General features: G+C 70.6%; 25 protein-coding genes and 1 pseudogene. 9 read left to right on the top strand and 17 right to left on the bottom strand.

Going from position 1 to position 24,333, the window contains the following annotated elements:
* Positions 1-62: 62 nt before the first annotated feature.
* Positions 63-1,058, top strand: a complete 996-nt coding sequence (locus Raf01_RS13490) for a sulfite exporter TauE/SafE family protein (protein WP_203918184.1) — start codon at positions 63-65, stop codon at positions 1,056-1,058.
* Positions 1,059-1,215: 157 nt separating this feature from the next.
* On the opposite strand, the gene Raf01_RS13485 is transcribed toward Raf01_RS13490, so the two are convergent.
* From Raf01_RS13485 to Raf01_RS13465, 5 genes are all read right to left on the bottom strand, one after another.
* Positions 1,216-2,427 carry a chromosomal replication initiator protein DnaA gene (locus Raf01_RS13485; protein ID WP_203918183.1) on the bottom strand — a complete coding sequence of 404 codons (1,212 nt, stop codon included), beginning with the start codon at positions 2,425-2,427 and terminating at the stop codon, positions 1,216-1,218.
* Positions 2,428-2,529: 102 nt separating this feature from the next.
* A complete protein-coding gene (locus Raf01_RS13480; protein ID WP_203918182.1) occupies positions 2,530-2,769 on the bottom strand; it encodes a DivIVA domain-containing protein in 240 nt (79 codons plus the stop codon).
* A gap of 27 nt (positions 2,770-2,796) precedes the next feature.
* Positions 2,797-3,897 carry an ATP-dependent DNA ligase gene (locus tag Raf01_RS13475; protein ID WP_203918181.1) on the bottom strand — a complete coding sequence of 367 codons (1,101 nt, stop codon included), beginning with the start codon at positions 3,895-3,897 and terminating at the stop codon, positions 2,797-2,799.
* A 126-nt stretch (positions 3,898-4,023) separates the two neighbouring features.
* Complete coding sequence (locus Raf01_RS13470) at positions 4,024-5,118, bottom strand: LCP family protein (RefSeq protein WP_203918211.1); 1,095 nt, start codon at positions 5,116-5,118, stop codon at positions 4,024-4,026.
* Positions 5,119-5,465: 347 nt separating this feature from the next.
* Entirely contained in the window at positions 5,466-5,942 is a 477-nt protein-coding gene (locus tag Raf01_RS13465; RefSeq protein ID WP_203918180.1) for a MarR family winged helix-turn-helix transcriptional regulator, read from the bottom strand.
* 86 nt (positions 5,943-6,028) lie between these two features.
* Here Raf01_RS13465 and Raf01_RS13460 point away from each other — a divergent pair, with 86 nt between their 5' ends.
* Complete coding sequence (locus Raf01_RS13460) at positions 6,029-6,589, top strand: NADPH-dependent FMN reductase (protein WP_203918179.1); 561 nt, start codon at positions 6,029-6,031, stop codon at positions 6,587-6,589.
* A gap of 404 nt (positions 6,590-6,993) precedes the next feature.
* On the opposite strand, the gene Raf01_RS13455 is transcribed toward Raf01_RS13460, so the two are convergent.
* From Raf01_RS13455 to Raf01_RS13445, 3 genes are read right to left on the bottom strand one after another with little or no spacing between them, the layout of a single operon-like run.
* Positions 6,994-8,229 carry an FAD-dependent oxidoreductase gene (locus Raf01_RS13455; RefSeq protein ID WP_203918178.1) on the bottom strand — a complete coding sequence of 412 codons (1,236 nt, stop codon included), beginning with the start codon at positions 8,227-8,229 and terminating at the stop codon, positions 6,994-6,996.
* A gap of 5 nt (positions 8,230-8,234) precedes the next feature.
* Complete coding sequence (locus tag Raf01_RS13450) at positions 8,235-8,918, bottom strand: PadR family transcriptional regulator (protein ID WP_203918177.1); 684 nt, start codon at positions 8,916-8,918, stop codon at positions 8,235-8,237.
* Between the two features lie 58 nt (positions 8,919-8,976).
* Positions 8,977-9,468: a hypothetical protein gene (locus Raf01_RS13445; protein WP_203918176.1), complete on the bottom strand. Its 492-nt coding sequence runs from the start codon at positions 9,466-9,468 to the stop codon at positions 8,977-8,979.
* 195 nt (positions 9,469-9,663) lie between these two features.
* Between Raf01_RS13445 and Raf01_RS13440 the strand changes: the two genes are divergently transcribed.
* The gene (locus tag Raf01_RS13440; protein ID WP_203918175.1) at positions 9,664-10,026 is read left to right on the top strand and encodes a YciI family protein; all 363 of its coding nucleotides are present in this window, start codon (positions 9,664-9,666) and stop codon (positions 10,024-10,026) included.
* A gap of 231 nt (positions 10,027-10,257) precedes the next feature.
* On the opposite strand, the gene Raf01_RS13435 is transcribed toward Raf01_RS13440, so the two are convergent.
* Entirely contained in the window at positions 10,258-10,914 is a 657-nt protein-coding gene (locus Raf01_RS13435) for a hypothetical protein (RefSeq protein WP_373319525.1), read from the bottom strand.
* 152 nt (positions 10,915-11,066) lie between these two features.
* Between Raf01_RS13435 and Raf01_RS13430 the strand changes: the two genes are divergently transcribed.
* The gene (locus Raf01_RS13430; protein WP_239133581.1) at positions 11,067-12,503 is read left to right on the top strand and encodes a glycoside hydrolase family 6 protein; all 1,437 of its coding nucleotides are present in this window, start codon (positions 11,067-11,069) and stop codon (positions 12,501-12,503) included.
* Positions 12,504-12,589: 86 nt separating this feature from the next.
* On the opposite strand, the gene Raf01_RS13425 is transcribed toward Raf01_RS13430, so the two are convergent.
* The 3 genes from Raf01_RS13425 to Raf01_RS49510 form a co-directional block, all read right to left on the bottom strand.
* The gene (locus tag Raf01_RS13425) at positions 12,590-14,839 is read right to left on the bottom strand and encodes a xanthine dehydrogenase family protein molybdopterin-binding subunit (protein ID WP_203918173.1); all 2,250 of its coding nucleotides are present in this window, start codon (positions 14,837-14,839) and stop codon (positions 12,590-12,592) included.
* Positions 14,840-15,005: 166 nt separating this feature from the next.
* Positions 15,006-15,998: an FAD binding domain-containing protein gene (locus Raf01_RS13420; RefSeq protein WP_203918172.1), complete on the bottom strand. Its 993-nt coding sequence runs from the start codon at positions 15,996-15,998 to the stop codon at positions 15,006-15,008.
* Positions 15,999-16,003: 5 nt separating this feature from the next.
* Positions 16,004-16,492, bottom strand: coding sequence for a (2Fe-2S)-binding protein (locus Raf01_RS49510; RefSeq protein ID WP_373319524.1), 489 nt, complete (start codon positions 16,490-16,492; stop codon positions 16,004-16,006).
* A gap of 241 nt (positions 16,493-16,733) precedes the next feature.
* On the opposite strand from Raf01_RS49510, the gene Raf01_RS13410 reads away from it, so the two are divergent.
* A complete protein-coding gene (locus tag Raf01_RS13410) occupies positions 16,734-17,237 on the top strand; it encodes an Hsp20/alpha crystallin family protein (protein WP_203918171.1) in 504 nt (167 codons plus the stop codon).
* A gap of 75 nt (positions 17,238-17,312) precedes the next feature.
* Here the strand turns inward: Raf01_RS13410 and Raf01_RS13405 are convergent, their stop codons facing one another.
* Both Raf01_RS13405 and Raf01_RS13400 read right to left on the bottom strand, forming a co-directional pair.
* Positions 17,313-18,089 (bottom strand): NIPSNAP family protein, encoded by a 777-nt coding sequence (locus tag Raf01_RS13405; RefSeq protein WP_203918170.1) that lies wholly within the window; start codon positions 18,087-18,089, stop codon positions 17,313-17,315.
* 78 nt (positions 18,090-18,167) lie between these two features.
* Entirely contained in the window at positions 18,168-18,599 is a 432-nt protein-coding gene (locus Raf01_RS13400) for an Rrf2 family transcriptional regulator (RefSeq protein WP_203918169.1), read from the bottom strand.
* Between the two features lie 77 nt (positions 18,600-18,676).
* Between Raf01_RS13400 and Raf01_RS13395 the strand changes: the two genes are divergently transcribed.
* The 3 genes from Raf01_RS13395 (at position 18,677) to Raf01_RS50520 (ending at position 20,317) form a co-directional block, all read left to right on the top strand.
* Positions 18,677-19,129 (top strand): GNAT family N-acetyltransferase, encoded by a 453-nt coding sequence (locus Raf01_RS13395; RefSeq protein ID WP_203918208.1) that lies wholly within the window; start codon positions 18,677-18,679, stop codon positions 19,127-19,129.
* A 39-nt stretch (positions 19,130-19,168) separates the two neighbouring features.
* Positions 19,169-19,576, top strand: coding sequence for a hypothetical protein (locus Raf01_RS13390; protein WP_203918168.1), 408 nt, complete (start codon positions 19,169-19,171; stop codon positions 19,574-19,576).
* Between the two features lie 132 nt (positions 19,577-19,708).
* Positions 19,709-20,317, top strand: coding sequence for a hypothetical protein (locus Raf01_RS50520; protein WP_203918167.1), 609 nt, complete (start codon positions 19,709-19,711; stop codon positions 20,315-20,317).
* A 22-nt stretch (positions 20,318-20,339) separates the two neighbouring features.
* On the opposite strand, the gene Raf01_RS13380 is transcribed toward Raf01_RS50520, so the two are convergent.
* Both Raf01_RS13380 and Raf01_RS13375 read right to left on the bottom strand, forming a co-directional pair.
* A complete protein-coding gene (locus tag Raf01_RS13380) occupies positions 20,340-21,527 on the bottom strand; it encodes a GNAT family N-acetyltransferase (protein ID WP_203918166.1) in 1,188 nt (395 codons plus the stop codon).
* 42 nt (positions 21,528-21,569) lie between these two features.
* Positions 21,570-23,111 (bottom strand): FAD-dependent monooxygenase, encoded by a 1,542-nt coding sequence (locus Raf01_RS13375; RefSeq protein WP_203918165.1) that lies wholly within the window; start codon positions 23,109-23,111, stop codon positions 21,570-21,572.
* Between the two features lie 46 nt (positions 23,112-23,157).
* Here Raf01_RS13375 and Raf01_RS13370 point away from each other — a divergent pair, with 46 nt between their 5' ends.
* Positions 23,158-23,802 carry a TetR/AcrR family transcriptional regulator gene (locus Raf01_RS13370; protein ID WP_203918164.1) on the top strand — a complete coding sequence of 215 codons (645 nt, stop codon included), beginning with the start codon at positions 23,158-23,160 and terminating at the stop codon, positions 23,800-23,802.
* Between the two features lie 134 nt (positions 23,803-23,936).
* On the opposite strand, the pseudogene Raf01_RS13365 reads toward Raf01_RS13370, so the two are convergent.
* Positions 23,937-24,333: pseudogene (locus tag Raf01_RS13365) on the bottom strand (hypothetical protein); the annotation flags it as partial.

The following is a 24,333-nucleotide window of genomic DNA, read 5'->3' as shown; positions in this document are numbered from 1 at the left end:
CAATACCAACCAAGTCACGCGGGAAAGTAGACATGCCCCGGCCGGTGCCCGACACTGAGCGGATGGATCCGGTTCTGGCACTTGCCGGCCTCGGCGTGGGCATCGTGGTCGGGCTCACAGGCATGGGCGGCGGCGCCCTGATGACCCCCATCCTGGTGCTGTTCTTCGGCATCCCGCCGCTCGCCGCCGTCTCCAGCGACCTGGCCGCCACCGCCGTGATGAAGCCGTTCGGCGGCTGGGTGCACGCCCGGCGGGGCACGGTCCACTGGCCCGTCGTGCTGTGGCTGTGCGTCGGCAGCGTGCCCAGCGCGTTCGTCGGCGTGCTGGTCACCCGGTGGCTCGGCGGGGGCGCCGAGGTGCAGCGAGTCATTCAATACGCGCTGGGCTGCGCACTGGTTCTCGCCGTGGTCGGGATGGTGGTCAAGGCTTACGCCTCGCGGCGCCGCCCCGCGGCCGGCGCACCCGGGCCGGTGGTGGTGCGCCGCCTGCCGACCGCCCTGCTCGGTGCGGCCGGCGGCCTGCTGGTCGGGATGACCTCGGTCGGCTCCGGCTCACTGATCATCGTGGTGCTGCTGGCGCTGTACCCGACGCTGCGCGCGGGCGACCTCGTCGGCACCGATCTCGTACAGGCGATTCCGCTGGTGGCCGCGGCCGCTCTCGGTCACGCGCTGTTCGGCGACCTGAACCTGAACGTGGCCGGCGCCGTGCTCATCGGCTCGATTCCCGGAGTCCTGCTCGGTGCCCGGCTGTCCTCGCGAGCCCCCGGTGGCGTGGTGCGCGTGGCCCTCGTCGTGGTCCTGCTGGCCAGCGCGCTCAAGCTGTTCGCGGTGCCCAACCTGGTGCTCATCGGAGGCCCGGCGCTGGTCGCGGTCGCCGCGTCGGCCCAGGCACTCCACCGGTACCGGTCGATCCGGCGGCTCGACCACCGTGCCCCGGAGTCGACCGCCGGCGCTTCCCCGGGTCAGGCTCCCGAAGCCGCTCCCCCCAGCGCCGCCACTGCCCCCGCCACCGCCAATCCGCCAACCACTCTCACGGTCGCGGCCGGCGACCGCCGCTGAGAGCCGCGCCGACGGCATAAAGAACCGGGCGAATCTCTGCCGAGCGGGCCGGGAACCAGGCAGCGTCCGGCAGAGCGGAGGTTCGCCCGGATTCCGGTGTCCGTATCCGGGCAAGCCGACAACGCCGCCGGTCGCCGCCTGGGCGCGGCGCGGCGGTTCAGTCGACGGTGATCAGCGCAGGCAGCATGGTGCGCACCTGGCTCTGGCTCTGCGATGGCGAGAACCCGTCGAAGATGAAGCCCAGCAGTGCCTCGCTGTTGGTCCACGCGCACAGCGACGTGGCCTGCGAGAGCCCCGAGACCTCGGCGCACTCGGCGGTACCGCCGAGCGAACCCGCGTCGACCTTCTTCACCGACCCCTGGCTACCGCCCTGGATCGACGCGACGGCACTCTTGAAGAAGGCGTCGAGTTCGGTCTGCGCACTGCCCATCTCGAACGCCTTGCCGCTGCCACCCCATGCGATCACGGTGTGGTCCGAGTCGGACGAGTCCTCGTAGGCGACCGCGAACGGGTTGTCGATGCCGGCGGCCTTCAGGCTGTCCTTCATCGGGTCGACCTCGGACTGGCTGCTCATCTTGTTGAGCGAGCCGACCTTGTCCGGCGCGTTGAACGTCACCGTGCCGCCGCCCTTGGACCCGCCGCCGCCGGTGGACCCGCCGCCGCCCGAACCGGTCGTGCTGGTGCTTACCGCCTGGTCCTTGTCGTTGTTCGAGCCGCCGATGACGACCGCGGCCGTGATGCCACCGATCAGCAGCACCCCGACGATCGCGACGACAGCGATGATGGGGCCGCGCGAGCCGGACTTCTGCGGCGTGCCGTAGGGCGGCTGGCCGGGGAAGGCGCCGTACGGCGGCTGCTGCCCCTGGCCGGCGCCGTACGCCGGCTGGCCCGGAACCGTGCCGTACCCGGGCTGTCCCTGCGGTGCGCCGTACGCCTGCTGGCCGGGAGCACCGTATGCCGGCTGGCCCTGGCCGGTGCCGTAGGACGGCTGGCCCGGGACGCCGTACGTCGGCTGGTCCTGCGGCGTTCCGTACGTGGGCTGCGTCCCGTACGTGGGCTGGTCCTGCGGCGTCCCGTAGGTGGGCTGCGTCCCGTACGTGGGCTGGTCCTGCGGCGTCCCGTAGGTGGGCTGCGTCCCGTAGGTGGGCTGCCCCGGGTACGCCGGCTGGCCCTGCGGTGCGCCGTAGGACGGCTGGCCGGGCTGGTTGCCGTACGGCTGTTGAGGCTGCGGGGTGCCGTACTGCGGCGGGTACCCGGGCGGCGTCCCGCCGCCGCTGACCGGCTGGGTCGATCCCTGACTGGTGCCCGGCGGCTGCCAGGGTGGCGGCTGGTTCGGGTACGCGCCCGGCGGGCCGTATGGCTCGGACATCACAGTCTCCTCAAACGCTGCTCTTGCAACTATCTATTCATCGTATGGCGAATGCCGGAAATTGGGCACGTGCGTGAATCGTCCCCACCGCTGCCCGCGCGGTTACGCGCCCTGCGGCCGTTCGAGCTGTTCGGCGTATCTGCGCAGGACGCCGTCCACCTGGCTGCGGTCGTAACCGCGCATGCGCACGTTGAGCCTGGCCGTCAGCAGTTCCTCGCGTGCCGCCGCGCGCAGCGCGGTGTCGTCGGACTGGATCGCTTTCCCGGCCCGCCCGATCAGCGCGTCGACCTCGACCCGGTCGTATCCGCGCAACACGACACTGAACTCATTCCCCGTGATCACCGCATTACCGTAGCAACCGGCCGCATGTCAGGTCGGATCGGCGGGGACGCGCGACGGCGTCGCGGCGGACAGGCCGGGCACGATGTCGTTGAGTTCGAACGTCACCGGCTGCTCCAACTGCGCGAAGGTGCACGAGTCCGGGGTGCGGTCCGGCCGCCACCTGACGAACTGCGCGGTGTGCCGGAACCGGGTGCCCTCCATGTGGTCGTACCGCACCTCGACCACCCGCTCGGGGCGCAGCGGGGTGAAGGACAGATCCTTGCCCGCGTTCCAGCGCGACGTCTCGTTGTCGCGCGGGTTGCGCACGCCCTCGGTCGGCTTCGCCCAGTTCCACGGGTGCTCGTCGAACGTGGTGACCAGCGACTGCAGCTCCTCGAACAGGTTCTTGCGCTCGCTCATCGGGAACGCGCCGATGACCCCGACCGAGGCCAGCGATCCGTCGTCGGTGTACAGGCCGAGCAGCAGCGAGCCGATCCGGTCGGGTCCGCTCTTGTGCAGCCGGTACCCGGCGACGACGCAGTCGGCCGTCCGCTCATGCTTGATCTTGAACATCACCCGCTTGTCCGGCTGGTACGTGATGTCCAGCGGCTTGGCGACCACGCCGTCCAGCCCGGCGCCCTCGAACTGCTCGAACCACCGCGCCGCCAGTTCGCGGTCGGTGGTCGTCGGGGTCACGTGCACCGGCGGGCCGGCGTCGCGAAGAGCCTGCTCGAGCATCTCCCGGCGCCGCGCGAACGGCAGGTCGGTCAGGTCTTCGTCGCCGAGGGCCAGCAGGTCGAAGGCGACGAAGGAGGCCGGCGTCTGTTCGGCGAGCATGGTGACCCGGGAGGCGGCCGGGTGGATGCGTTGCTGCAGCGCCTCGAAATCCAGGCCGGCCGGGGTGGCGAGGACGATCTCGCCGTCGATCACGCAACGCGGCGGCAACTCACGACGGAACGCGGTGACCAACTCCGGGAAGTACCGCGTCATCGGTCGCTCGTTGCGGCTGCCGATCTCGACCTCGTCGCCGTCACGGAAGATGATCGACCGGAAGCCGTCCCACTTCGGCTCGTACGACGCGCCCGGCGGGATGTCCGGGACGGACTTGGCGAGCATCGGCGCGACAGGGGGCATGACCGGCAGCTGCATGCCCCCATTGTGCCCAGTCCCGGCTGGTCGCGGGGGTAGCGGGGCCGGCGACTGGTCCGGGTCGTGGCGCGGCGCCAGACGCGCCGAGCCGGATTGGTCGGAAACGCGGCGCGAACCGGCCCGGCGTCACGTGTTGCTGGTCGCCACCCGATCGGGGTGCAGGTTGACGAAGGCGTCCATGGCGTCGTCCTTGACCGCCTGGAGCATCTGCAGGCTCGTCGGGTCGAGACCCTGGTAGTCCTTGTTGTCCGGCCCCTTCACGTTGACGTACGTGCCGCCGTTGGTCTTCAACGTGATCAGGCTTGAGGCCCCGATGCCCTTCATCGCGAACAACCAGTCCTGGATCGAGAACTGCCCCTGGTCGATGGTCATCGCCTTGCCGACCGTGTTGAGCACTCCGGACAGCTTGGCCGGGTTGGTCAGCACATCACCGGACATGACCTTGCTGAAGATCGCCTTGAGGAACTGCTGCTGGTGACGCTGGCGGCCGTAGTCGGTGTCACCGTTTGCCAGCAGGTCGCGCTGGCGCACGAAGTCGAGCGCCTCCCACGGCCTCATGTCGTAGCAGCCGACCTTGTATTCCTTCGGCGTGACGCCGGGAATCGGCCCGATGGGTATGCCAGCACTGGTCAGTCGCCACCCCGGGGAGACCTGCTTGCCCGACTTGTTGTAGCCGATGTGGACCGACCTGGTGTCCTCGTCCACGCACATGTGGACCCCGCCGATCACGTTTACCACCTGCTGGAAGCCGGTGAAGTCGACGATCGCCGCGGCGTCGAACGTGATCCCCCACAGATTCTTGATGGTCAGCGCGAGCAGCTCCACGCTGTGCTGGCGGGCGGCGGCCCCGGTCAGCCCCCAGCCGCCGAACCCGAACGCCGCGTTGATCTTGTCGTGCTGGACGCCGTACGAGTGCTTGCCGTTCTTGTACGGCGGGATCTCCACGAGCGTGTCCCGGGGAAGCGAGACCATGAACCCCTCGGTGTGGTCCGCCGGGATGTGCAGGATGATGATCGAGTCGGCGCGGACGATGTCGTTCGGGTTCTGTCCCGGCCGCGCGTCGACGCCGACCAGCAGGATGTTCTTCGCGCCGGTGATGGACTTGTGCGCCGCGCCGCCGCTGTCGCTGGCGGAGCCGAGCAGGTTCTGCTTGGTGAAGCTCTTGGTCGCCTCGGCCAGCACCACGTGGAAGCCCACGATCGAGCCGCCGCTACCGACCATGAGGATCACGCCGAAGATCAGCAGAAGCCGGGCCCAGAGCGGCCCCTTGACCTTCTTGCCGGAACGTCCCTTCTTCTTTCCCGACGCGCGATTACTCCCAGTAGTCCCCCGTGGACCCCTTGGTGGCCTTCCGCCCGGGCGTCGCCCCGCCGGGCCCTCCTGACGGTCGCCCAATTCCCTTACACCGCCAGCCGAACGGGACGAGTACTCCACGGGCCGTCTCCTGTCGCCGAGGGGCATTCAGCTTTCCGGTGGGGCAAGACCCGTCACTGTACGCAGACGCGTTGCCCGCGCGCGACCCCGGCGAGGACGAACGGTCGAAACTCCGGCGATACGGCGGGATCCGGTCAGGGGCCGGAATCTCGGACGCTGGTGCCGAATCTCCCCAGCACCCGGGCCAGTTCGGCGCGGTCGACCCCCTCCAGGTGGTCCATGATGTGCCGGCGGACGCTGGCCAGGTGTGTCGGCCACGCCTCCTCGAGCCGCGCCAGGCCGGCATCGGTGAGTACGGCGTGCCACCCTCGCGCATCGTTCTCGCACCGGACCCGCTCAACCAGCTTGTCTCCCTCCAGCCGCGCGACGATCCGGGTGATCCCGCTCATGGACAGGTCGCACGCCGTCGCCAGTTCGCTCATCCTCATCCGGCGTGACGGAGCCTCCGAGAGAGTCATCAGGACGAGGTACTCGTTCAGCGGCAGACGCTGCTCCCGGATCAGGTCGGCGTCCAGCACCCGCGGGACCACCAGGATCACCCGACTGAGGGCACGGATCACCGCTTCCTCGTCGGCACTAAGCGGCCGAACTGGCGGTGTGACAGTGCTCATGATTCTAGACTAATTACTTGACGCATCAATGACTAGGATATTTGCTTCATCAAGCAATCAGCTTGTTCCTAAGGAGATCCTTCGCAATGCCCAAGATCGGAATTATCCTCGGCAGCACCCGCCCGGGACGCAACGGTGAGGCCGTCGCCCGCTGGGTATACGAGAACGCCAAGCAGCGCACCGACGCGGAGTTCGAACTCGTCGACCTGCTCGACTACAAGCTGCCCCACCTCGACGAGGCCGTGCCGCCGTCGATGGGCCAGTACTCCCAGCCGCACACCCTGGAGTGGGCCCAGAAGATCAAGTCCTTCGACGGCTTCGTGATGGTGACCCCGGAGTACAACCACTCCACCTCGGGCGCGCTCAAGAACGCGATCGACTTCCTCTTCGCCGAGTGGAACAACAAGGCCGTGGGCTTCGTCAGCTACGGCTCGGTCGGCGGTGCCCGCGCCGTGGAGCACCTGCGGCTGATCGCCGGCGAGCTGATGATGGCGGACGTCCGCGCGCAGGTCGCGCTGTCGCTCATCACGGACTTCGAGAACTACAGCGTGTTCAAGCCGGCGGAGTACCACCTCCAGGCGCTGAGCACCGTGCTGGACCAGGTCGTGGCGTGGAGCACGGCGCTCGCGCCGCTGCGCACCGCCTGATTCTCAAGCACGTCTGATCCTCAAGCACGCCTGATTCTCAAGCACCGCCTGATTCTCAAGCGCCGCAAGCACAGGGCGCCCGCCGTAACCGGCGGGCGCCCTGTCGCGTCCGGACCCGTTGCGCGTTCACCCTCCGGTAACGCCCGCTTCACATCGCCCTCGTTGACACGGTGGAGATTCTGGCTAACGTGCGGAGCGCGGTTGCCGGCAGCCAATGCCGCTTCTCCCGATCCCGCTCACACCGACGCCCGTGTACCGCCGAGGGGTTCCGCACCGACCCCCGATCGGGACCGGGGCGAGGCGCCTGTCCGGCTCCTCCCAGCGGAACGCCGGGCAGGCGCCACTTGCCCTCCGGGCCCCCGGGCGCCGCGAGCGGATCCCGATCACTCCGGGATCCTCGCACGTCACGACGCGCGGACGGACTGCCGCGTGGCGCCGGGTGCCGGGTCGGCGACCGGGGCGTCCCAGTCGATCCGGTAGTCGAATTGCCAGGCCATCTTCTCCGGCTTGGCCAGCAGCTTCATGGTCGCCGGCAGGAACAGGTCGCGCAGCACCCGGGCGACCGGTCCGGCGGCCTTGTCCTGGTTGGTACGGGCGCCTGCCGCGACGATCCTCTCCACCCTGTCGCGGCGGAGCCGCTCGTACGCGGCGAACGCCCGCTCGTACGGCAGGTCGCGCAGGCAGCGCGCGAGCTGTACCGCGCTCTCCACGGCCATCGACGCGCCCTGTCCGGAGCTGGCCGACGGGGCGTGCGCGGCGTCGCCGACGAGGACCATCCGGCCCGCGCTCCACGTCGGTACGTTCGGCAGGTCCTCCATCGGACCGACGATGAGCAGCTCGGCCGGGTCGGTGCGGTCCAGCAGGTGCGGTGCCGGGGTGCGGTCCTGCGCGAACGCGTCGCGCAACACGTCCAGCCACCGGCCGGCGCCCGTCTCCCGGACCTGTTCGAGCGACACCGGTTCACGCCGCGGCAGGTTGACGAACCACCCGCCGCTGCCGTCGTCGTAGACCGCGTACCCGAAGAACGCCCGCTTGCCGTAGACCATGTGCATCTTGCCCTCGCTGGACGGCAGGCCGGTGTCGGCCAGCCGAGCGCCGAAGCTGAGCAGACCGGTGTAGCGGGGAGCCGGCGCGCCGGGATCGATCAGCGCCCGGGTGGCGGATTTGATGCCGTCGGCCCCGATCAGGATGTCCGCGGTGGCTTCGCTGCCGTCGGCGAACCGCGCGGTGACGCCGTCGCCGTCCTCCCGCGCGCCGACCAGCCGCTTGCCGTGCTCGATCCGGATGTCCCGGCGGGTCGTCTCGTCGTGCAGCGCCCGGTACAGGTCGGCACGCCAGACGAACTGCATGCTCGACTCGCTGGCCGGCCCGCCGAACTCGGCCAGCCGCTTGCCGGTCCAGCTCTCCATCACCAGCGACGTCATCGGTATGCCGATCTGCCGGACGAGGTCGTCGGCTCCGACGATGCCGAGTGCCGCCAGCCCGTTTGGTGCGATGCTCAGGCCGGCCCCGACTCCGTCGGCGGTGGTCGGGTACGCCTCGTACACGGTGGCCTCGATGCCGGCCCGTTGGAGCGCCATCGCGGTCACCGGACCGGCGATGCCGCCGCCGATGACCAGCGCGGAACGCGTACGGTTCATGACTGTCACTCCTCCTGCGCCTGCGTGGGTCTTTCCTGAGTGGGCCTCTCCGGCGTGGACATTTCCGGCGTGGACACGTCCTGCGTGGGCTGGGACTCGCCGTGGAACTCGGCCCATTGCCGACCCCAGCCGTTGTCCGGGTCGGTGATGCGTTCGGCGAACCGCCGGACGAACGACGCGTCGGCGTCCAGCAGGGCTATCCGGTACTGCTCCTCGACCAGGAACAGCTCGGGCACCCCGGCGGCCAGCGACTCGTCGACCAGCTTCTGGGCCTCGGCGCGCTGCTCGGCCAGCCGGTCGAGTCGCCGGTGCAGCAGTACGAGCACGTCGCCGGGTGGCAGCGCCCCGATGAGTGACAGGGCCGCCACGAACTGCGGGTACTCGTGCCGCGGCTCCTCGACCAGCTCGCGCAGCCAGTCGCGCATCTCCTGGCGACCGGCGTCGGTCAGCGCGTAGACGGTGCGCTCCGGGCGCTGCCCCTCCCGGTTGGTCTCCACCTCGGCCACGAATCCGGCCTTGGCCAGCTGGCCCACGACCATGTACAGCGACCCGTGGTTGAACTTGATGCTGCGCGCGTCACCGTTGTCGCGCAGGGTGCGGCTCAGCTCGTACGGGTGCATGGGGCGCTGGATCAGGTAGGACAGCACGGCCAACCCGAGCAGGTTGCCGACCTTGCGTTGCTTTGCCATCTGCTCCTCCGTGGCGCCTACCGGTGGCGGGTCGGCACGCGCCGTGCACGTGAATCGGTCAGGCCCTGCCGGTGCGGGTGGGGTCGTCCACGGTCGGCAGCAGGCCCTGCTTGTGCGCCCGGCGCAGGTCGGCGACGTACTCACGGGAGAACATCGCCGACAGCATGGCGACGCCGCCACGGTGGACGCGGATCTCAGCATGGCGCAGCGCGCCGGTGAGGACGACGCGACGGTCGCCTGGCGTGTCGGGCCGCTGCGCGTCCTTGACCCGGCCGCGGCCCGAACGTCGCAGGTCCCAGTCCTCGATCGGCGCGTCGTCGGGAACCAGCAGCTTGAGCACGGCGTTCTCCAGGTCGACCTCGACCTCAATGTCGCCGGCCGGGATCTGCGGAGAGCGCAGGTCCAGCACGACGACCCCGCGGTGGGAGCGCACCTGGAACTGGCGGGCGGTGGTCCAGTTGCCGAGTCGCTTGGTCACGGCGTTGTTCGCGGGGATGCGAACCGACTCGGTGCGTGCGGTCTGCGTGGCGTTCATGGCGGTGGCGTTCATGGCGGTTGTCCCTTCGAGTGTAGCGGCGATCCGTTGACACTGACTATCCACTACTGACTAGTCAGTGTCAACTATTTAGGGAGCCGGTTGGTCAGAGATCCCGGCGAGATCCGGATGTCGAGATGGCGGGCGCCGCTCCGACCTTCACCATGAGAGGTGCCCGACCGGGCGCCACGAGCCATCGAGAGGTACGCCGTGAAGTACTTGCTGTTGATCTACAACGACCCGGCGGAGTTCGCCACCATGCCGGACGCCGACCGCCAGCGGATATTCGACGACGTAGACGTGATCATGAAGGAACTGACCGAGTCCGGCGAGATGGTCGGCGGGCAGGCCCTGGCGGCGCCGTCGCAGACCAAGACGGTCCGGCTGCGAGGTGGCGCCGTGGCCGCCACGGACGGTCCGTTCCTCGAGGCCAAGGAGCACCTGGCCGGATATCTCATCGTCGACGTGGCCACCGAGGAGCGGGCGGTGGAGATCGCCGGGCGCTGGCCGGACGCCCGGTACGGCGCCATGGAGGTACGGGAGATCGTGCACACCAGCGGCGCGGAGGGCTGATCGGTCGATCGCTCAACGCCGCCAGGCCCGCCTGGTTTGTGGCGGGCTGGTCAAGCGGCCCACCCCACACATCACAGTGGCTCGCCGCGCGTGTACGCGGCGAGCCACTGGACGGCTACCTTCGCGACCAGTCTGGCTCGGCGCGTCTGACGCCACGCCACGACCCAGACCAGTCGCGCGACCAGTCTGGCTCGGCGCGTCTGACGCCGCGCCACGACCCAGACCAGTCGTCTACGCGGCCGGGCCCCACATCGCGGTGAACGCGGCCGCCTCGCCGGCCAGCCACCGCTCCACGTCGTCCGGGCGGGTCTTCGGGTCCGGCCGGTGCACCTCGCCGCGGCGCAGGTCGACCAGCACCGGCTCGGCCTTCGGCATGATCTGGTGCATGTGTCGGGACATCAGCCACAGGGTCGCGACCGCCAGGTCGGGAGCCGGCGGCTGCTCGTCGAAGTACAGCCGGACGGCCTCGGCGCGCCCGTCGTCGTAGCGCAGCCCCAGGTGTGGATTGACCTTCACGGTGAGCCCGCCGATCACGCCGAGCGCGTCATGGATCTGCGCCAGCTCGACCTTCCCCGGATCGCCGAGCGAGTCCAGGTAGCGGGCGCCGCCGGCCTCCAGCGCCGCGTAGAGCGCACGCCACCGGGGCGCGACGGTGCCCACGGCCGCGGCGACCGCGGTGTGGTCACCGCGGTTGCGGAACTGGATGTCTGCCTTGAGCGCCTTGATGAACTGGCCGTGCGGGTTGAATCCGGAGCGGGCCTGCCGGGCCCGGCGCAGGCCGCCGACGAAGGTCGCCTTCGCCGGCCCGGTGCGGCCGATGTAACGGCTGAACGACAGGAGTGTCGCATACGGCGTGGGGGTGGCGGTGGTACTGGAGACCATTTGAATCCTCCCAGGTCGGGAGCTGTTTTAGTACACATATTCTAATCGATGACGACGCGTTTGCCCACTGCCGCTTGGCAGGGCGCTACCCATCGTCTACCTTGCATGGAAGCGCTCCCATCGATGCCTGCCACTTTGTCCCCGAGAAAGGTACCCACGTGTCCCAGCACATCCGTAGACATCGACGGACGGCGGCCGTCGCCGCGGCCGCCGTTGGCTGCACGGTCCTCGCCGGTGCCTGGTTCTCTACCGGCCCCGCGTCGGCAGGAGCGATCACCGGCAGCCTCTACCGCGATCCCAACTCCCAGGCGGCCCGATGGGTCGCCGCCAACCCCAGCGACTCCCGCATGCCGGTGATCCGCGACAAGATCGCCAGCCAGCCGGCCGCGCACTGGCTCTCGTCGTTCAACCTCACGACAGTCCAGTCCGAGGTCTCCACGTTCGTCGGGGCGGCCGCCTCGGCGAACCAGATCCCCGTCCTGTCTGTCTACGAAATCACCAACCGGGACTGCGGCGGCGCCAGCGCCGGCGGTGCGCCGAGTCTCGCGCAGTACCAGACCTGGATCAACAGCTTCTCGGCCGGACTGGGCAACCGGCCGGTCATCGTCATCCTGGAAACCGACGCCCTCGCCCTGCAGACGTGCCTGAGCGCAAGCGATGTCACGGCGCGGGACCAGGCCTTGGCCACGGCGGTGCAGACCATCAAGGCGGCGGACTCCGGCGCCCGGGTGTACCTCGATGGCGGGCACTCGGCCTGGAACAGCGCGTCGGATCAGGCCAACCGGCTCAAGGCGGCCGGCGTCCAGTACGCCGACGGGTTCTTCACCAACGTGTCGAACTTCAACTCCACGGCGAACGAGGCCGCGTACGGCCGCTCGATCATCTCCGCGCTCAACGGTCTCGGCACATCGGGCAAGCACCAGATCATCGACACCAGCCGCAACGGCGGGGCCGGTGGCGACTGGTGCGCCGACGACAACACCGACCGGCGCATCGGCGCGTACCCGACGACCAACACGGGCGACGCGAACATCGACGCGTACCTGTGGGTGAAGCCGCCCGGCGAGGCCGACGGCTGCTCGTACACGGCCGGCTCGTTCCAGCCCAACCTCGCCTACAGCCTGGCGAGTTCGGCGCCGTACCCGCCGACCGAGTCACCCACGGCCCCACCGACCACTCCGTCCACGACCCCACCCACCAGCACCCCGCCGACCTCCAACCCACCGACGTCCAACCCACCGACCTCCAACCCACCAACCTCCGCTCCACCGACCACCCCGCCTCCGACCACTCCGGCCGGCGGCGCCTGCACGGCCGCCTACCAGACGACCAACTCGTGGCCGGGCGGCTTCCAGGCACAGGTGACCGTGACCGCCGGCCGGGCGGCCATCAACGGTTGGACCGTCCGCTGGACCCTGGCCAGTGGCCAGTCCATCAGCCAACTCTGGAACGGAACGCTGTCGGTCAGCGGCTCCAGCGTGACGGTGAAGAATCTGTCCTACAACGGCTCGCTGGCCGCGGGCGGTTCGACGCAGTTCGGCTTCACCGGTACCGGCAGCGCGGCGACACCCGCGCTGACCTGCACCAGTCCCTGACCCATCCGGTACGCGCACCGCGGGCCCGTCACCACGTGGCGGGCCCGCCCGCACCGCACTTGGCGGCCCGCGCTTGGCAGGCCGCGTCAGCTCGCCTGGGACAGGATGTCGTCCAGGGCGATCGGCAGGCTACGCGCCCGGTAGCCGGTGGCGTGGTAGACCGCGTTGCCGATGGCCGCGGCCACCCCGACGACGCCGATCTCCCCAACCCCCTTCACGCCCAGCGGGTTGACCACGTTCTCGTGCACCTCGACGGTGTCCACCACCACGTCCGGCGAGTCGGCGTTGACCGGCACCAGGTAGTCGGCGAGGCTCGCGTTGGCCCAGCGACCGCTGCGCGCATCCATCCGGGTCGCCTCCAGGAGCGTCTGGCCCAGCCCCCAGAGCATCCCGCCCATCAACTGGCTGTGCGCGGTACGCCGGTTGAGCACCCGTCCGGGCGCGAACACGCCGACCATCCGCCGTACCCGGATCAGCCCCAACTCGGCGTCCACACCGACCTCGGCGAACTGGGCGCCGAAGGTGTGCATGCCGTGACCGACGTCCTGGGCCGGCGGTATCCAGTTGCCGATCGCCTCCACATCCGGGACGAGCTTGCGCTGCAGCATCGCCGAGTAGGTCTCGCCGGCGTCCGGCCGGTCGCGCAGCGCCATCCGGCCGCCCTCGACCACGACGGCGGCCGGGTCCGCGCCGTGCAGCGGCGACTGCTCGTCCGCGACGGCCATGCCGATCAGTTGCTCGCGCAGCGCGGTCACCGACAGGTGCACGGCCGCGCTCGCCGCACCCGCTCCGGCCGAGCCGACGGCGGCGGTGATGTTCGGCATGTCGGTGTTGCCGCCCGCGAACCGCACCTGGTCCACGGTCACTCCCAGCCCATCCGCGGCGACCAGCGTCATCGCCGTGGATATGCCGGTGCCGAACTCGGACACGCCGGCCTCGACGATGACGCTGCCGTCGGAGTAGATCCGGGCCCGGGCGCGCTGCGGGTTGACCGGTTGCGCGTGCGGGTAGGCGGCGGTGGCCATGCCGGTACCGATCAGCCAGTTGCCCTCCCGCCGCTGCCTCGGCCGCGGGTCGCGCCCGGCCCACCCGAACAGCTCCGCGCCGCGCTCCAGGCACTCCCGCAGGCCGCTGCTGGACCACGGGTCACCGGTGGCCGGGTCGGTGTCGGAGCAGTTGCGCAGCCGCAACTCCACCGGGTCCACCCCGATCCGCTCGGCGAGCTCGTCCATCGCGGACTCCATGGCGAACATGCCGGTCGCCTCGCCCGGCGCGCGGGTGAAGGTCGGCGTGTTGATGTTCCCCCGCCCCAGCCGGTAGATGCCCTCGTAGTTGGGGTAGTCGTAGATGATCGCCGGGGACTGGAGCGACGGCTCGGCCCAGTCGTCGAAGTGGGAGGTCAACGACAGCTTGTGGTGGCGCACCGCGACCAGCTTCCCGTCGGCCCGGGCGCCCAGGGTGAGGTGCTGGCGTTGCTGTTCGCGGTGGCCGCACGAGGTGAACATCTGCTCCCGGTTGAGGGCGAGCCGGACCGGGCGCCCGACGTGCCGGGCGGCCATCGCGGCGAGGGTCGCGTGCGGCCAGACCATCGCCTTCGACCCGAAGCTTCCCCCGACGTAGTTGCTCACCACCCGGATCTGGGCGGGCGGCACACCGAGAAACGCGGCGGCGGTCAGCTGGGTCGAGGTCGGCCCCTGGATGCCGTCGTAGAGCGTGAGCCGGCCGACCTCGTCCCACGCCGCCGTGGTGGTCGACGGCTCGATCGGGTTGTGGTGGTTGGCGGCGAACTCGTACATCGCCTCGACGCGTACCTCGGCGTCCCGCAGGCCGGCCTCGATGTCGCCGCGTACCTGGCGACCGGGCAGCAGACCGCCGAAGATCTTCTGCGGCTCGTACGCCTGGTCCTTGATCTCCTCCAGGAGCGTCACCGGCGGTGTGGTGTCGTAGTCGATCCGAACCAGGGTGGCCGCGTGCTCGGCGCGCTCCAGGGTGTCGGCGACGACGACCGCCACGTGCTGCCCGGCGTAGTGCACCGTGTCGTCCTGCATCGGGAAGAAGGTGTGCCCGGGTGCGGCCAGGCCGGCCAGCGACGGCAGCAGCGACGGCTGCATGGCGACCTTGGGCAGGTTCAGGTGGGTCAGCACGGCCAGCACCCCGGCGGACTGCTCCGCCTCCGTGGCGTCGACCGCGGTGATCCGGGCGTTGGCCACCGGGGCGCCGATCAGGACCGCGTGCGCGAGGTGGGGAATCGGCACCTCGCCGGAGTACCGGGCGGAGCCGCTGACCTTCGCCCGGCCGTCCAGCCGGGCGAGCGTGCCACCGATCGCCGGGCTCATGCCGGATCCTGTCCGACCAGTCTGGCTCGGCGCGTCTGTCGCCGCGCGGCGACCCAGACCAGTCGCTCCGCCGCCGGTTCGGCATGAGGCACGAGAGCGCTGCAACTCCAATTCCTGATCCTCACGGGAGGAGCGGCTCCGCTGCGCTGACCTGGCTGAGGCTCGCTCATCGCGCACCGTCCGGCGCGACCGTCTCCAGCGCGCGGACGATGGTCCGGCAGGCCAGCTCGATCTTGAACCCGTTCATCCCCCGTGCGACGGCCGGCGCCAACTCCTCGCGTGCGGCTGCGGCGAAGTTCTCCGTGGTGGCGGGCTGGCCGGTGAGCATGCGCTCGGCCCGCCGGGCACGCCACGGCACGGTGGCGACACCGCCGAGAGCCAGCCGTACCTCGACCACCATGCCGCCTTCCACGCGCAGCGCCACCGCGACCGAGGCGAGCGCGAACTCGTAGGACTCCCGGTCGCGGACCTTCAGGTACAGCGAGGTGGACCCGTCCGGCGCGGGCGGCACCTCGACATCCACGATCAGCTCGCCGTGGTCGAGCGGGTGCTCGATGTCCGGGGTGTCCTCCGGCGGCAGGAAGAATTCGTGGACCGGGATGGATCGCCGTCCCCGCTGTCCCTCGGCGATGACGTCCGCGTCGAGGGCGACGAGGGCGACCGCGAGGTCCGACGGGTGGGTCGCGATGCACTGGTCGCTGGTGCCGAGGACGGCGTGCCCGCGGTTGACGCCGTCCATGGCGGCGCAGCCGGTGCCCGGGGTGCGCTTGTTGCACGCGGTCGACACGTCGCGGAAGTACGTGCACCGGGTGCGCTGCAGCAGGTTGCCGCCGATCGAAGCCATGTTGCGCAGTTGTGGGGACGCGCCCAGCAGCAGCGCCTGCGAGACCAGTGGCGACCGGTCGATCACCGAGGGGTGCTCCGCGACCTCGTTCATCCTGGCGAGCGCGCCGATGCGCAGGCCGCGGTTCGGCAACTCCTCGATGTCGCGCAGCGGGAGGTCGTTGATGTCCACCAGCCGGCGGGGCTGCTCGACGTAGATGCGCAGCAGGTCGACCTGGGTGGTGCCACCGGCGAGGAACGCGCTGGCCGGATCGGCGGTGACCGTCCCGACCGCGGTGCCCACGTCGGCCACCCGCGAGTAGCTGATCGGCCGCATCGCGCTCAGTCCCCCGTCTTCCCGTCGCGGACGTCGCGGATCGCGGAACGGATGTGCGGGTACGCCGCGCAACGGCAGAGGTTGCCACTCATCCACTCGCGGATGTCGGAGTCGTCCTTGGCGTGGCCCTCCTTCAACAGAGCCACCGCCGACATGATCTGGCCGGGGGTGCAGTATCCGCACTGGAACGCGTCTCGCGCGATGAACGCGGCCTGCATCGGGTGCAGCGTCTGGCCATCGGCCAGGCCCTCGATCGTGCGCACCTCCCGCCGCTCGCAGGCGATCGCCAGCGTCAGGCAGGACAACACGCGCTCGCCGTCCACCCAGACCGTGCACGCCCCGCACGCGCCCTGGTTGCAGCCCTTCTTCGTGCCGGTCAGCTCCAGCCGGTCGCGCAGCGCGTCCAACAGGCTGACCCGGGGCTCGATGGCCAACCGGTGGGCGGCTCCGTTGACCGACAGCCAGACCTCGACATCCCCCGGCCCACGGACCACCGCGGTGTCGGGGGTCTCCACCCTGGCGCTCGCCTGCGTGTTCGACCTCACCGGCTCCTCCTCGCGAAGCTGGCTTTCAGCGTACCGAGAAAGCGCCTCATTTCTACCTATATGGCGTTTTACGCCGGAGCTTCCGGCCAGTTTGAGGTGCGCGTCACGATCCGGAATTGAGTCGATCCGACTCAAGTTATGCCGGGTGATGCGCCGGTGAGGCCGGCGCGGCGAGACTGAGGAGACCAGCATGAGCACCTTGTCACTGTGGGCGCGGCGCGACCCGTTCGCGGAGTTCGACGCCCTGGTGCGCAACGCCTTCGGCCCGGTCGCGACGTGGCCGGCGCGGCGTGCGACCGGCTTCACGCCGGCCGCCGAGATCAGCCGGGACGGTGAGGACGCGGTGGTCTGCGTCGAGCTGCCCGGAGTGGACGTGACCAACGACGTGACGGTCGAGGTGGACCGCGGTCGGCTGGTGATCCGCGGCGAGCGTCGCGACGAGCGGACCGAGGAGCGGGACGGACGCAGCCTCCGCGAGGTCCGCTACGGCACCTTCCAGCGCTCGTTCGACCTGCCGGCGCACGTCAACGCCGACGCGATCAGCGCGTCGTACGACGCGGGCGTGCTGAGCATCCGGGTGTCCGGCGCCTACACCGGCACCGGTGCGCGGCGGATCGAGATCAGCGGGGGCACCAGCCCCACCGCCGTCGAGGGCGGCACACCCGCCGAGGCCAGCGAGGACACCGCCAGCTGAGGCATCGCGACACAGCGGCCGGCACCATCCCTGCCCGATGGTGCCGGCCGAGCCGTATCCGGAGACGGGCGACCGTCACCGCAGGAGCGAGCGGGCGGTGGGCGCCAGCCGGAGCCGTCGCGCCGGGCCGGCCAGGGTCGACAGCCGCGGCAGCAGGTCGTTCTGCCAGCGGTCGCAGCCACGCAGCCGGCTGAGGTGGTCGTCGAGCGCCCGCACGCTGTCGAACCGCGCGAACCAGACGAAAGCGTGCTCGCCCGCCCGGACCGGCAGGGCCGGATAGGTGTTCTCCGCGTATTCGGTGTGCAGCCGCGCCAGGGGTGTGGCGCCGGCCTCGGTGAGAGCGGGCCGCAGCTGGTGTTCGAAGAAATCCGCGAACGCGTCGTCGAAGGGGCGGTCGCGGAAGTACATGGTGGCCACCACGAGGGAGCCCGGAGCGTCCCCGCCCCCGTCACCGCCCCCGTCACCGCCCCCGTCACCGCCCCCGTCCGCGTCCGCGCCGGGCCTCGCGGCGACCGGCGCCGGAAAGCCGAACCGCCCCGCCACCGGACGCAACAGCAGCACGTCGTCCGAGTCGACCATGGTGGCGTTGGCCGCGGGGCCGTGCGTCCGCCAAATCGGTCCAGTGTAGAAGCTCCGCAGCGCCTCGGCACGGCTCGGCATGTCCTGGAAGCCGCGTAGCCACACGAAGCGATCGGGGCTGTCCAGGTCGCGGAACTGTCCCACGACCGCCATGCCGAGCGCCTCCTGGCTCTCGACGAACTCCCGGTCGAACAGCTCTATCAGCACGTCCCGCTGGCCGGGCCGCAGGGTGTACTGCCGCAGTTCCACGACGGGGTACCGAACCTCGGGCACTCCGCGCTCCTTCCGCTTGTCCGAACAGGTCTTGTTACAACCAAGGGCGCGTGCCGGGACCGGTGCCAACGGCCGGAATCAGCGCACGCGCAGGGTACGGCGCAGCACGTCAGCGATCGAGGTGCGTTCGAGTTCGCTCCGGAGCGCACGCTCGGCTCCGTCGTACACGCCCCCGAGGGCGGGCCGGATGCCGCGTCCCACGGGGCATTCCAGATTGGGCTCGGAGTGGTGCATGGCGAACAACGGCTCCCGTTCGACCGCGTCGTACACGTCGCACACGCTGATCTCTTCGGGAGCGCGGGCCAGGGTCCAGCCGGCACCGGCGCCGTGGCGCACCTCGACCAGGCCGGCACGCAGCAGATCGCCGAGGCTGCGCCTGATGACCACCGGGTTGGTGTTCACGCTCGCGGCGATCTGATCCGACGTCAGGGAGTCGTTGCCGCGACGCTGGGCGAGCGCCATCCACGCCAACGCGTGCACGGCGATCGTCAGCCGACTGTTCGCTGCCATGGCACCCCGCTTTCTGTAACAGATTCGATTACGACAAGCGGGGATTGTCAAGCGCCGCCGCACGGCCGTCGCGTACGCTGTCCCGCATGATCATCCGCGAGGCCGTCCGCGCCGACCTGCCCGCCATCATCGCCCTGCTCGCGGATGACGTACTCGGCAAGGCTCGCGAGTTCGCGACTGTCGACGAGGCGTACGAGAAGGCGTTCGCCGACATCGACGCCGACCCGCGCAACGTTCTGGTCGTCGCGCAGGACGACGACGACGTGGTGGCGTGCATGCAGATCACGTACATCCCCGGGCTGGGCCGGCACGGCGCGGAACGGTCGCAGGTCGAGGCGGTCCGGGTCCATTCGGCGCGCCGCGGCCAGGGCGTGGGCCAGCGGATGATGGCGTGGGCGATCGACCAGGCCCGGGCGCGGGGGTGCGTCATGATGCAGCTGACGTCCGACAAGTCCCGGGTCGACGCACACCGCTTCTATGCCAGGCTCGGCTTCGTCGCGAGCCATGAGGGCATGAAACTACTGCTGTAGTTGGACGCGCCGGAGCCATCGATGCTCTACGCTGACGCGGTGCGGTTTGCCAAGATCCACCCATCTTTCCTGATCTTCTTCGGCCTGTCCCTGGCCAGTTTCGCGGTGGCACTCGTCGTGGCGATCACCTCCATGGACGCGTGCACCTCCAGCAGCGGAGACCAGCCCGACAGCGCGTGCGCCGTCCGGGGCCAAGGCGAGGGAACGACCGCCACAGTGCTGGCAATCGGCGGGCTGGCCGCGATGCTCGGTGGGGTCGGCTTCCAGATCGGCCGGGCCACGCCAGCGGCGGCACCCGTCGCCGTACCGCTCGGTGGAGCACCGGCGCCGTACCCGCTCCAGCCGGCGTACCCGTCGGCGCCCGGCGCACCGGGGTACCCGCCCGCCCCCGGGTACCCGGCGCCACCGGCATCGGCGCCGCCTGCATCGATGCCGCCGGCTTCCTGACATGCGAGGCGCCGGCGTGGCGCATATGGTGTCGTGACCTGTCCAACTGAGACGACAGACGACTGGTCTGGGTCATCGCGCGGCGTCAGACGCGCCGAGCCAGACTGGTCGGAACTGTGAGTGGAGTGAAGCATGGGCATAGGTCCCCTGGCGTGCCTCGGTCTGGTCGTGTTGCTGATCATCGGTGGCGCGGTGGTGGTGCCCATCATGCTGAGCAGGCGGAACGACTCGAACCAGATTCCCGGACCGCAGCCCGGCTACCCGCCCACGCCGCCCGGCTACCAGCAGTACCCACCGGCGACGGGCGCGCCGGGCTATCCGCCAGCGCCCGGATATCCGCCGGCGGCGGGAACCCCCGGGTACCCGCCGGCGCCCGGTTACCCGCCGGCCGCGGGAACCCCCGGGTACCCGCCGGCACCGGGCTACCCGCCCACGTCCGGCGCACCGGCATACCCGCCGGCCTCCCCCACGTCCGGCGGCGGCCCCTACCCGCCCGGCGGCGCGCCCACCTCGGGCGCCCCGGCTTCCGGCGCACCGACCTCCGGCGCACCGATGCCGGGCGCACCCGCCTCCGGAGGTCCGATGCCGGGCGGGACACCGGCATACGGTCCGCCGCCCGGCCAGCCATGGCCTATCCCCGGCCAGGCGCCGATCCCCGGTCAGGCACCGCCGCCCGTGCCCGGCCAGCACCCGTTGCCCGGCCAGCCGCCCGCACCGGGTTCGGATCAATCGCCGTCGTAGGGCGGTCCAGGCGGTCCGAGCGTCAGAACTGAGCCACCACGTACGGGCGCTGTCGCGGGAACATCGCGCGCAGCTGATCGGCGGCCGGGTCGGGCACCGTACCCAGGTCCCGGAACGCCAGCTCGGCCGGGTCGAGCACCCCGTATACCAGGCCAGACAGCCCGGCCACGGTCAGCGTGGCCGCCGGTACCGCCATGCCGGCGCCACGCGTCACCTCCAGCTTCCCGGACGCTCCGTCCAGCAGGTACTCGCCGGAAATGAACAGGTCGTCCACCACGGTGACCGCGACGCGGCCCGGGCCGACCGCCATCCCGGCGAGCGCGTCCAGCGACAGGATCCGCGCCATCGGCGCGTGGAAGCTGGGGACGGCGACCTTCGCCTCGCTGACGAACCCGAGGTCCGTCGCCCACTGCTCCGGCGCCTCGTCCGGGTCCACCCGCACGGAGACCCGGGTCACCTGGTCGACGTGCGACGCGAAGAAACGCAGCAGCAGCGCCCGGCCCAGCGGCCCGGTCGTCAGCAGGTCATCGGCGAGCAGGTCGCCGCCGTGGTCGGTGATCCGGTACGTCACCGCGCCGACCAGCTCGCCACCCGACCGGGCGGTGACCAGCCAGCGCTGTTCCTCGTCGCGGAAGCGCGCCACCGCGTAGTCCGGCAGGATCGCGCACCCGTGCCGCCGCGCCACCAACTGCTCCCGCATGTCGCGATAGCCGTCGTACCCGTCCGCCAGACGCTCCCAGCTGACCTCCCCGGGCAGGTCGGCGCGCAGTAGCGGGGCAAGGTCGGCCGGCGCGAAGCTGACCGTCGGCGGCATCGGCAGGCCGATATACCCGAAACGGTGGTAGAACGACGGCCGGAACGGATACAGCGCGCTGACCGGGCGTCCGTCGTCACGCATCTCGCCGAGCAGCCGGGTCAGCAGGGTGCGGACGTGCCCCTGGCGACGAGCCAGCGGGTGGCTCGCCACCCCGGCGATGCCGGCCATCGGATATACCGAACCGCGAACGTTCTGCCGCATCGGGATGCTGGTGACGACGGCCAGAGTTCGGCCGCCGTCCTCCGCCATCAGGGTGGAGTGCCCCTGGTAGTAGGGCAGGTTGTCGCGCCACTTCTCCCGATCGACCGGCTCGGGAGAGGGCGCGAACGCGTATGCCGTCAGGGGCATGCTCGTGTCCAGGCGTTCCTCGGCGGATACGCGTCGAATCTGCATGCCCCCATCTTCCACCAGGCTGAACCGGGCTATCTCGACGCCTTAGCCCGCGGCGACCGTCGCGGGTATGCCGAACCAGGCTGCCAGCGCGGCATCCAGCGCGTCGTGACCACCGTCCCGGTCGGCGGCCCATGCGACGGACCCGTCGGGCCGCACCAGGAGCCCGGCCAGCTCGGGCCACTCCGGGCAGGCTTGACTGACGACGCGTACCCGGTCGCCGTAGCCGTCCACACGTGCCCGCAGCGCGGCGTCGTCGGCCAGGTCGAACAGCAGCCCGGTGCCGTCGTGGCAGTGGTCGGCGAGCGTGCTGGCGTCGGCCAGTACGAGGTCGGGGGCACTGCGCCCGATCAGTGGGTGGTCGCCGGGCAGGTCGTACCGCTGCCACACCCCGGAGATCTTCTTGACGAAGTACGTCGTCCCGGTCACGGTCTCGGTCAGGTCCGAGACCACCGCGCGGATCGCCCTACCGTTCGGATCCGGGCGCATGATGGTGATCTGAGCCCGGGTCCAGTCCAGCACCCAGGCCCCGATCGGGTGCCGCTCGGTGGTGTACGTGTCCAGCAGCCCCTCCGGTGCCCAGCCCCGGATCGTGGCGGCGAGCTTCCAGCCGAGGTTCATCGCGTCCCCGATGCCGAGATTGAGCCCCTGACCACCAAACGGCGAGTGCACGTGCGCGGCATCGCCGGCCAGCAGGACCCGACCCCGCCGGTACGTCGAGACCTGGCGGGCGTTGTCGGTGAACCGGGTGGCGCTGTGCACCTCGGTGATGGTCACGTCGACACCGCTGACGTTGCGCAGGCTCGCCTGCAACTCCGCCGCGGTCACCGGGGCGTCGCGGTCGGCCGGTGGCCCGTCGAACTCCACGGTCAGGATCCGGCCCTTCACCGGCCCGTGCACGAAGACGCCGGCGTCGGTGCGGTTCCAGCCCAACGGCAACGCCTCGGCACCGTCCATGTCGACGATCGCCTGGTGCCCGGTGACCTGCGCCTCGGTGCCCGGGAAGTCGAAGCCGGCGAGCTTGCGCACCATGCTCCGCCCGCCGTCGCAGCCCACCAGCCAGCCGGCCGCGATCCGCTCGCCGCCCGCCTCCACGATCACGCCTTCTGGGCCGGCGTCGAAGCCGGTCACCTCCACGCCGCGGCGTACCTCCACACCGAGCGCGCCCGCGCGATCCGCGAGCAGCCGCTCGACGTCCTGCTGGTTGAGCAAGCCGAGGTTCCCTACCGGCCCGCGGTGCGCAAAGTCCGGATCGGACTCGTCGAACAGATCGCCGCGCAGCACGATGCCGCCGAAGTGCCCCGCGAACTTCGGCGGCATCTTGAGTGGCGCACCGCCCGGGACCCGGGAACGCAGGAAGGCACGCATCCGTTCGTGGTTCTGCCGCTGCGCCTCCTGGACCTCGGCGAGCATCCCCCGCCGGTAGAAGGATTCGGCCGTCGGGGTGTTGATCGCCCCCGCCTTGATGGTCAGGTCCGGGTCGGTCAGTCGCTCGACGACGACCGTACGCATCCCCGCGAGGTTCAACTCGCCGGCCAGCATCAGTCCCACCGGCCCCGCGCCAACAATGATCACGTCGTAGGTCATGAAGAAAGTGTACCGGGTCAAAAATTGGGATCGGTATAGTGGGGTGGTGACGACCGAACCAGGGCTGCGTGAACGCAAGAAGGCGCAGACACGGCAGCGCATCTCCGACATCGCGACGGGACTCTTCCTCGCGAAGGGATTCGACAACGTGACGGTCGCGGAGATCGCGGAGGCGGCCGAGGTCTCCAAGATGACCGTCTTCAACTACTTCCCCCGCAAGGAAGACCTGTTCTTCGACCGGGGTCCGGAGGCCGCCGCGCTGATCGCCGGCGCGATCCGTGGCCGGCACGACGGCGAGACACCGGTCGCGGCCCTGCGCCGGATGCTGCTCGACCTGCTGCGGCAGGGGCATCCACTGGCCGGCGTGGGTGAGTCCCTGTCCGGGTTCTGGCAGGTCGTGGTCGACTCGCCCGCGTTGCTCGCGCGGGTGAGGGAGGCGGCCGAGGAGTTGGAGGACCTGCTCACCACCCTGTTTGCCGAGGCTGCCGGTGGTCGACCGGACGACCCGGCCGCCCGGCTGGCCGCGGCGCTGGTCGTCGCCGCCTGCCGCACGGCGTACGTGGCCACCGCTCAACGGCAACTCGCCGGTGAGGGTCACGCCGATGTCGTCGAGGATCACGCCGCCCTGCTGAACACGGCGTTCGACGTGGTCGAGCGCGGACTGGGGGCCGACGCGTTGCGGGGTCGCTGACGATCGGCGGGTACGCGACGCGAAGCCGCGCCCCACGATGCGTGGGGCGCGGCATGCGCGGCGATCGGTTGACCGATCGCGTTGGCTGACCGGGTCAGTCGGCTCTGCGAGTCAGCTGTCCCACCAGTCCTGGGTTACCGCGGCGTCGTGGTGTAGCCGCCCTGGCCCATGTCCTGGCCGTAGTCCCAGGTACCCGTGCCACCGCTCGAGTACCCGTCGGTCGACGGCGCACCCGGAGCAGCAGCCCCGTCCGGCGCGGTCGACGCACCCGGCGCGGTCGACGCACCCGGCGCGGTCGACGCACCTGGCACGGTCGCAGCACCCGGAGCGGTCGACGCATCCGGCGCGGTCGACGCATCCGGCGCGGTCGACGCATCCGGCGCGGTCGACGCACCCGGAGCGGTCGACGCACCCGGAGCGGTCATCGAACCTGACTCGTCCGACTCGCACGATCCGCCGTCCTTGCCGCCCCACTGGTCGTGGCCGCCCCACTGGTCGTGGCCGCCACCCCAGCTGCCGCCCATCTCCTGG

Source organism: Rugosimonospora africana, from assembly GCF_016862975.1.
Lineage (GTDB): Bacteria > Actinomycetota > Actinomycetes > Mycobacteriales > Micromonosporaceae > Rugosimonospora > Rugosimonospora africana.
This window is presented reverse-complemented; position numbering and strand designations above follow the sequence as displayed.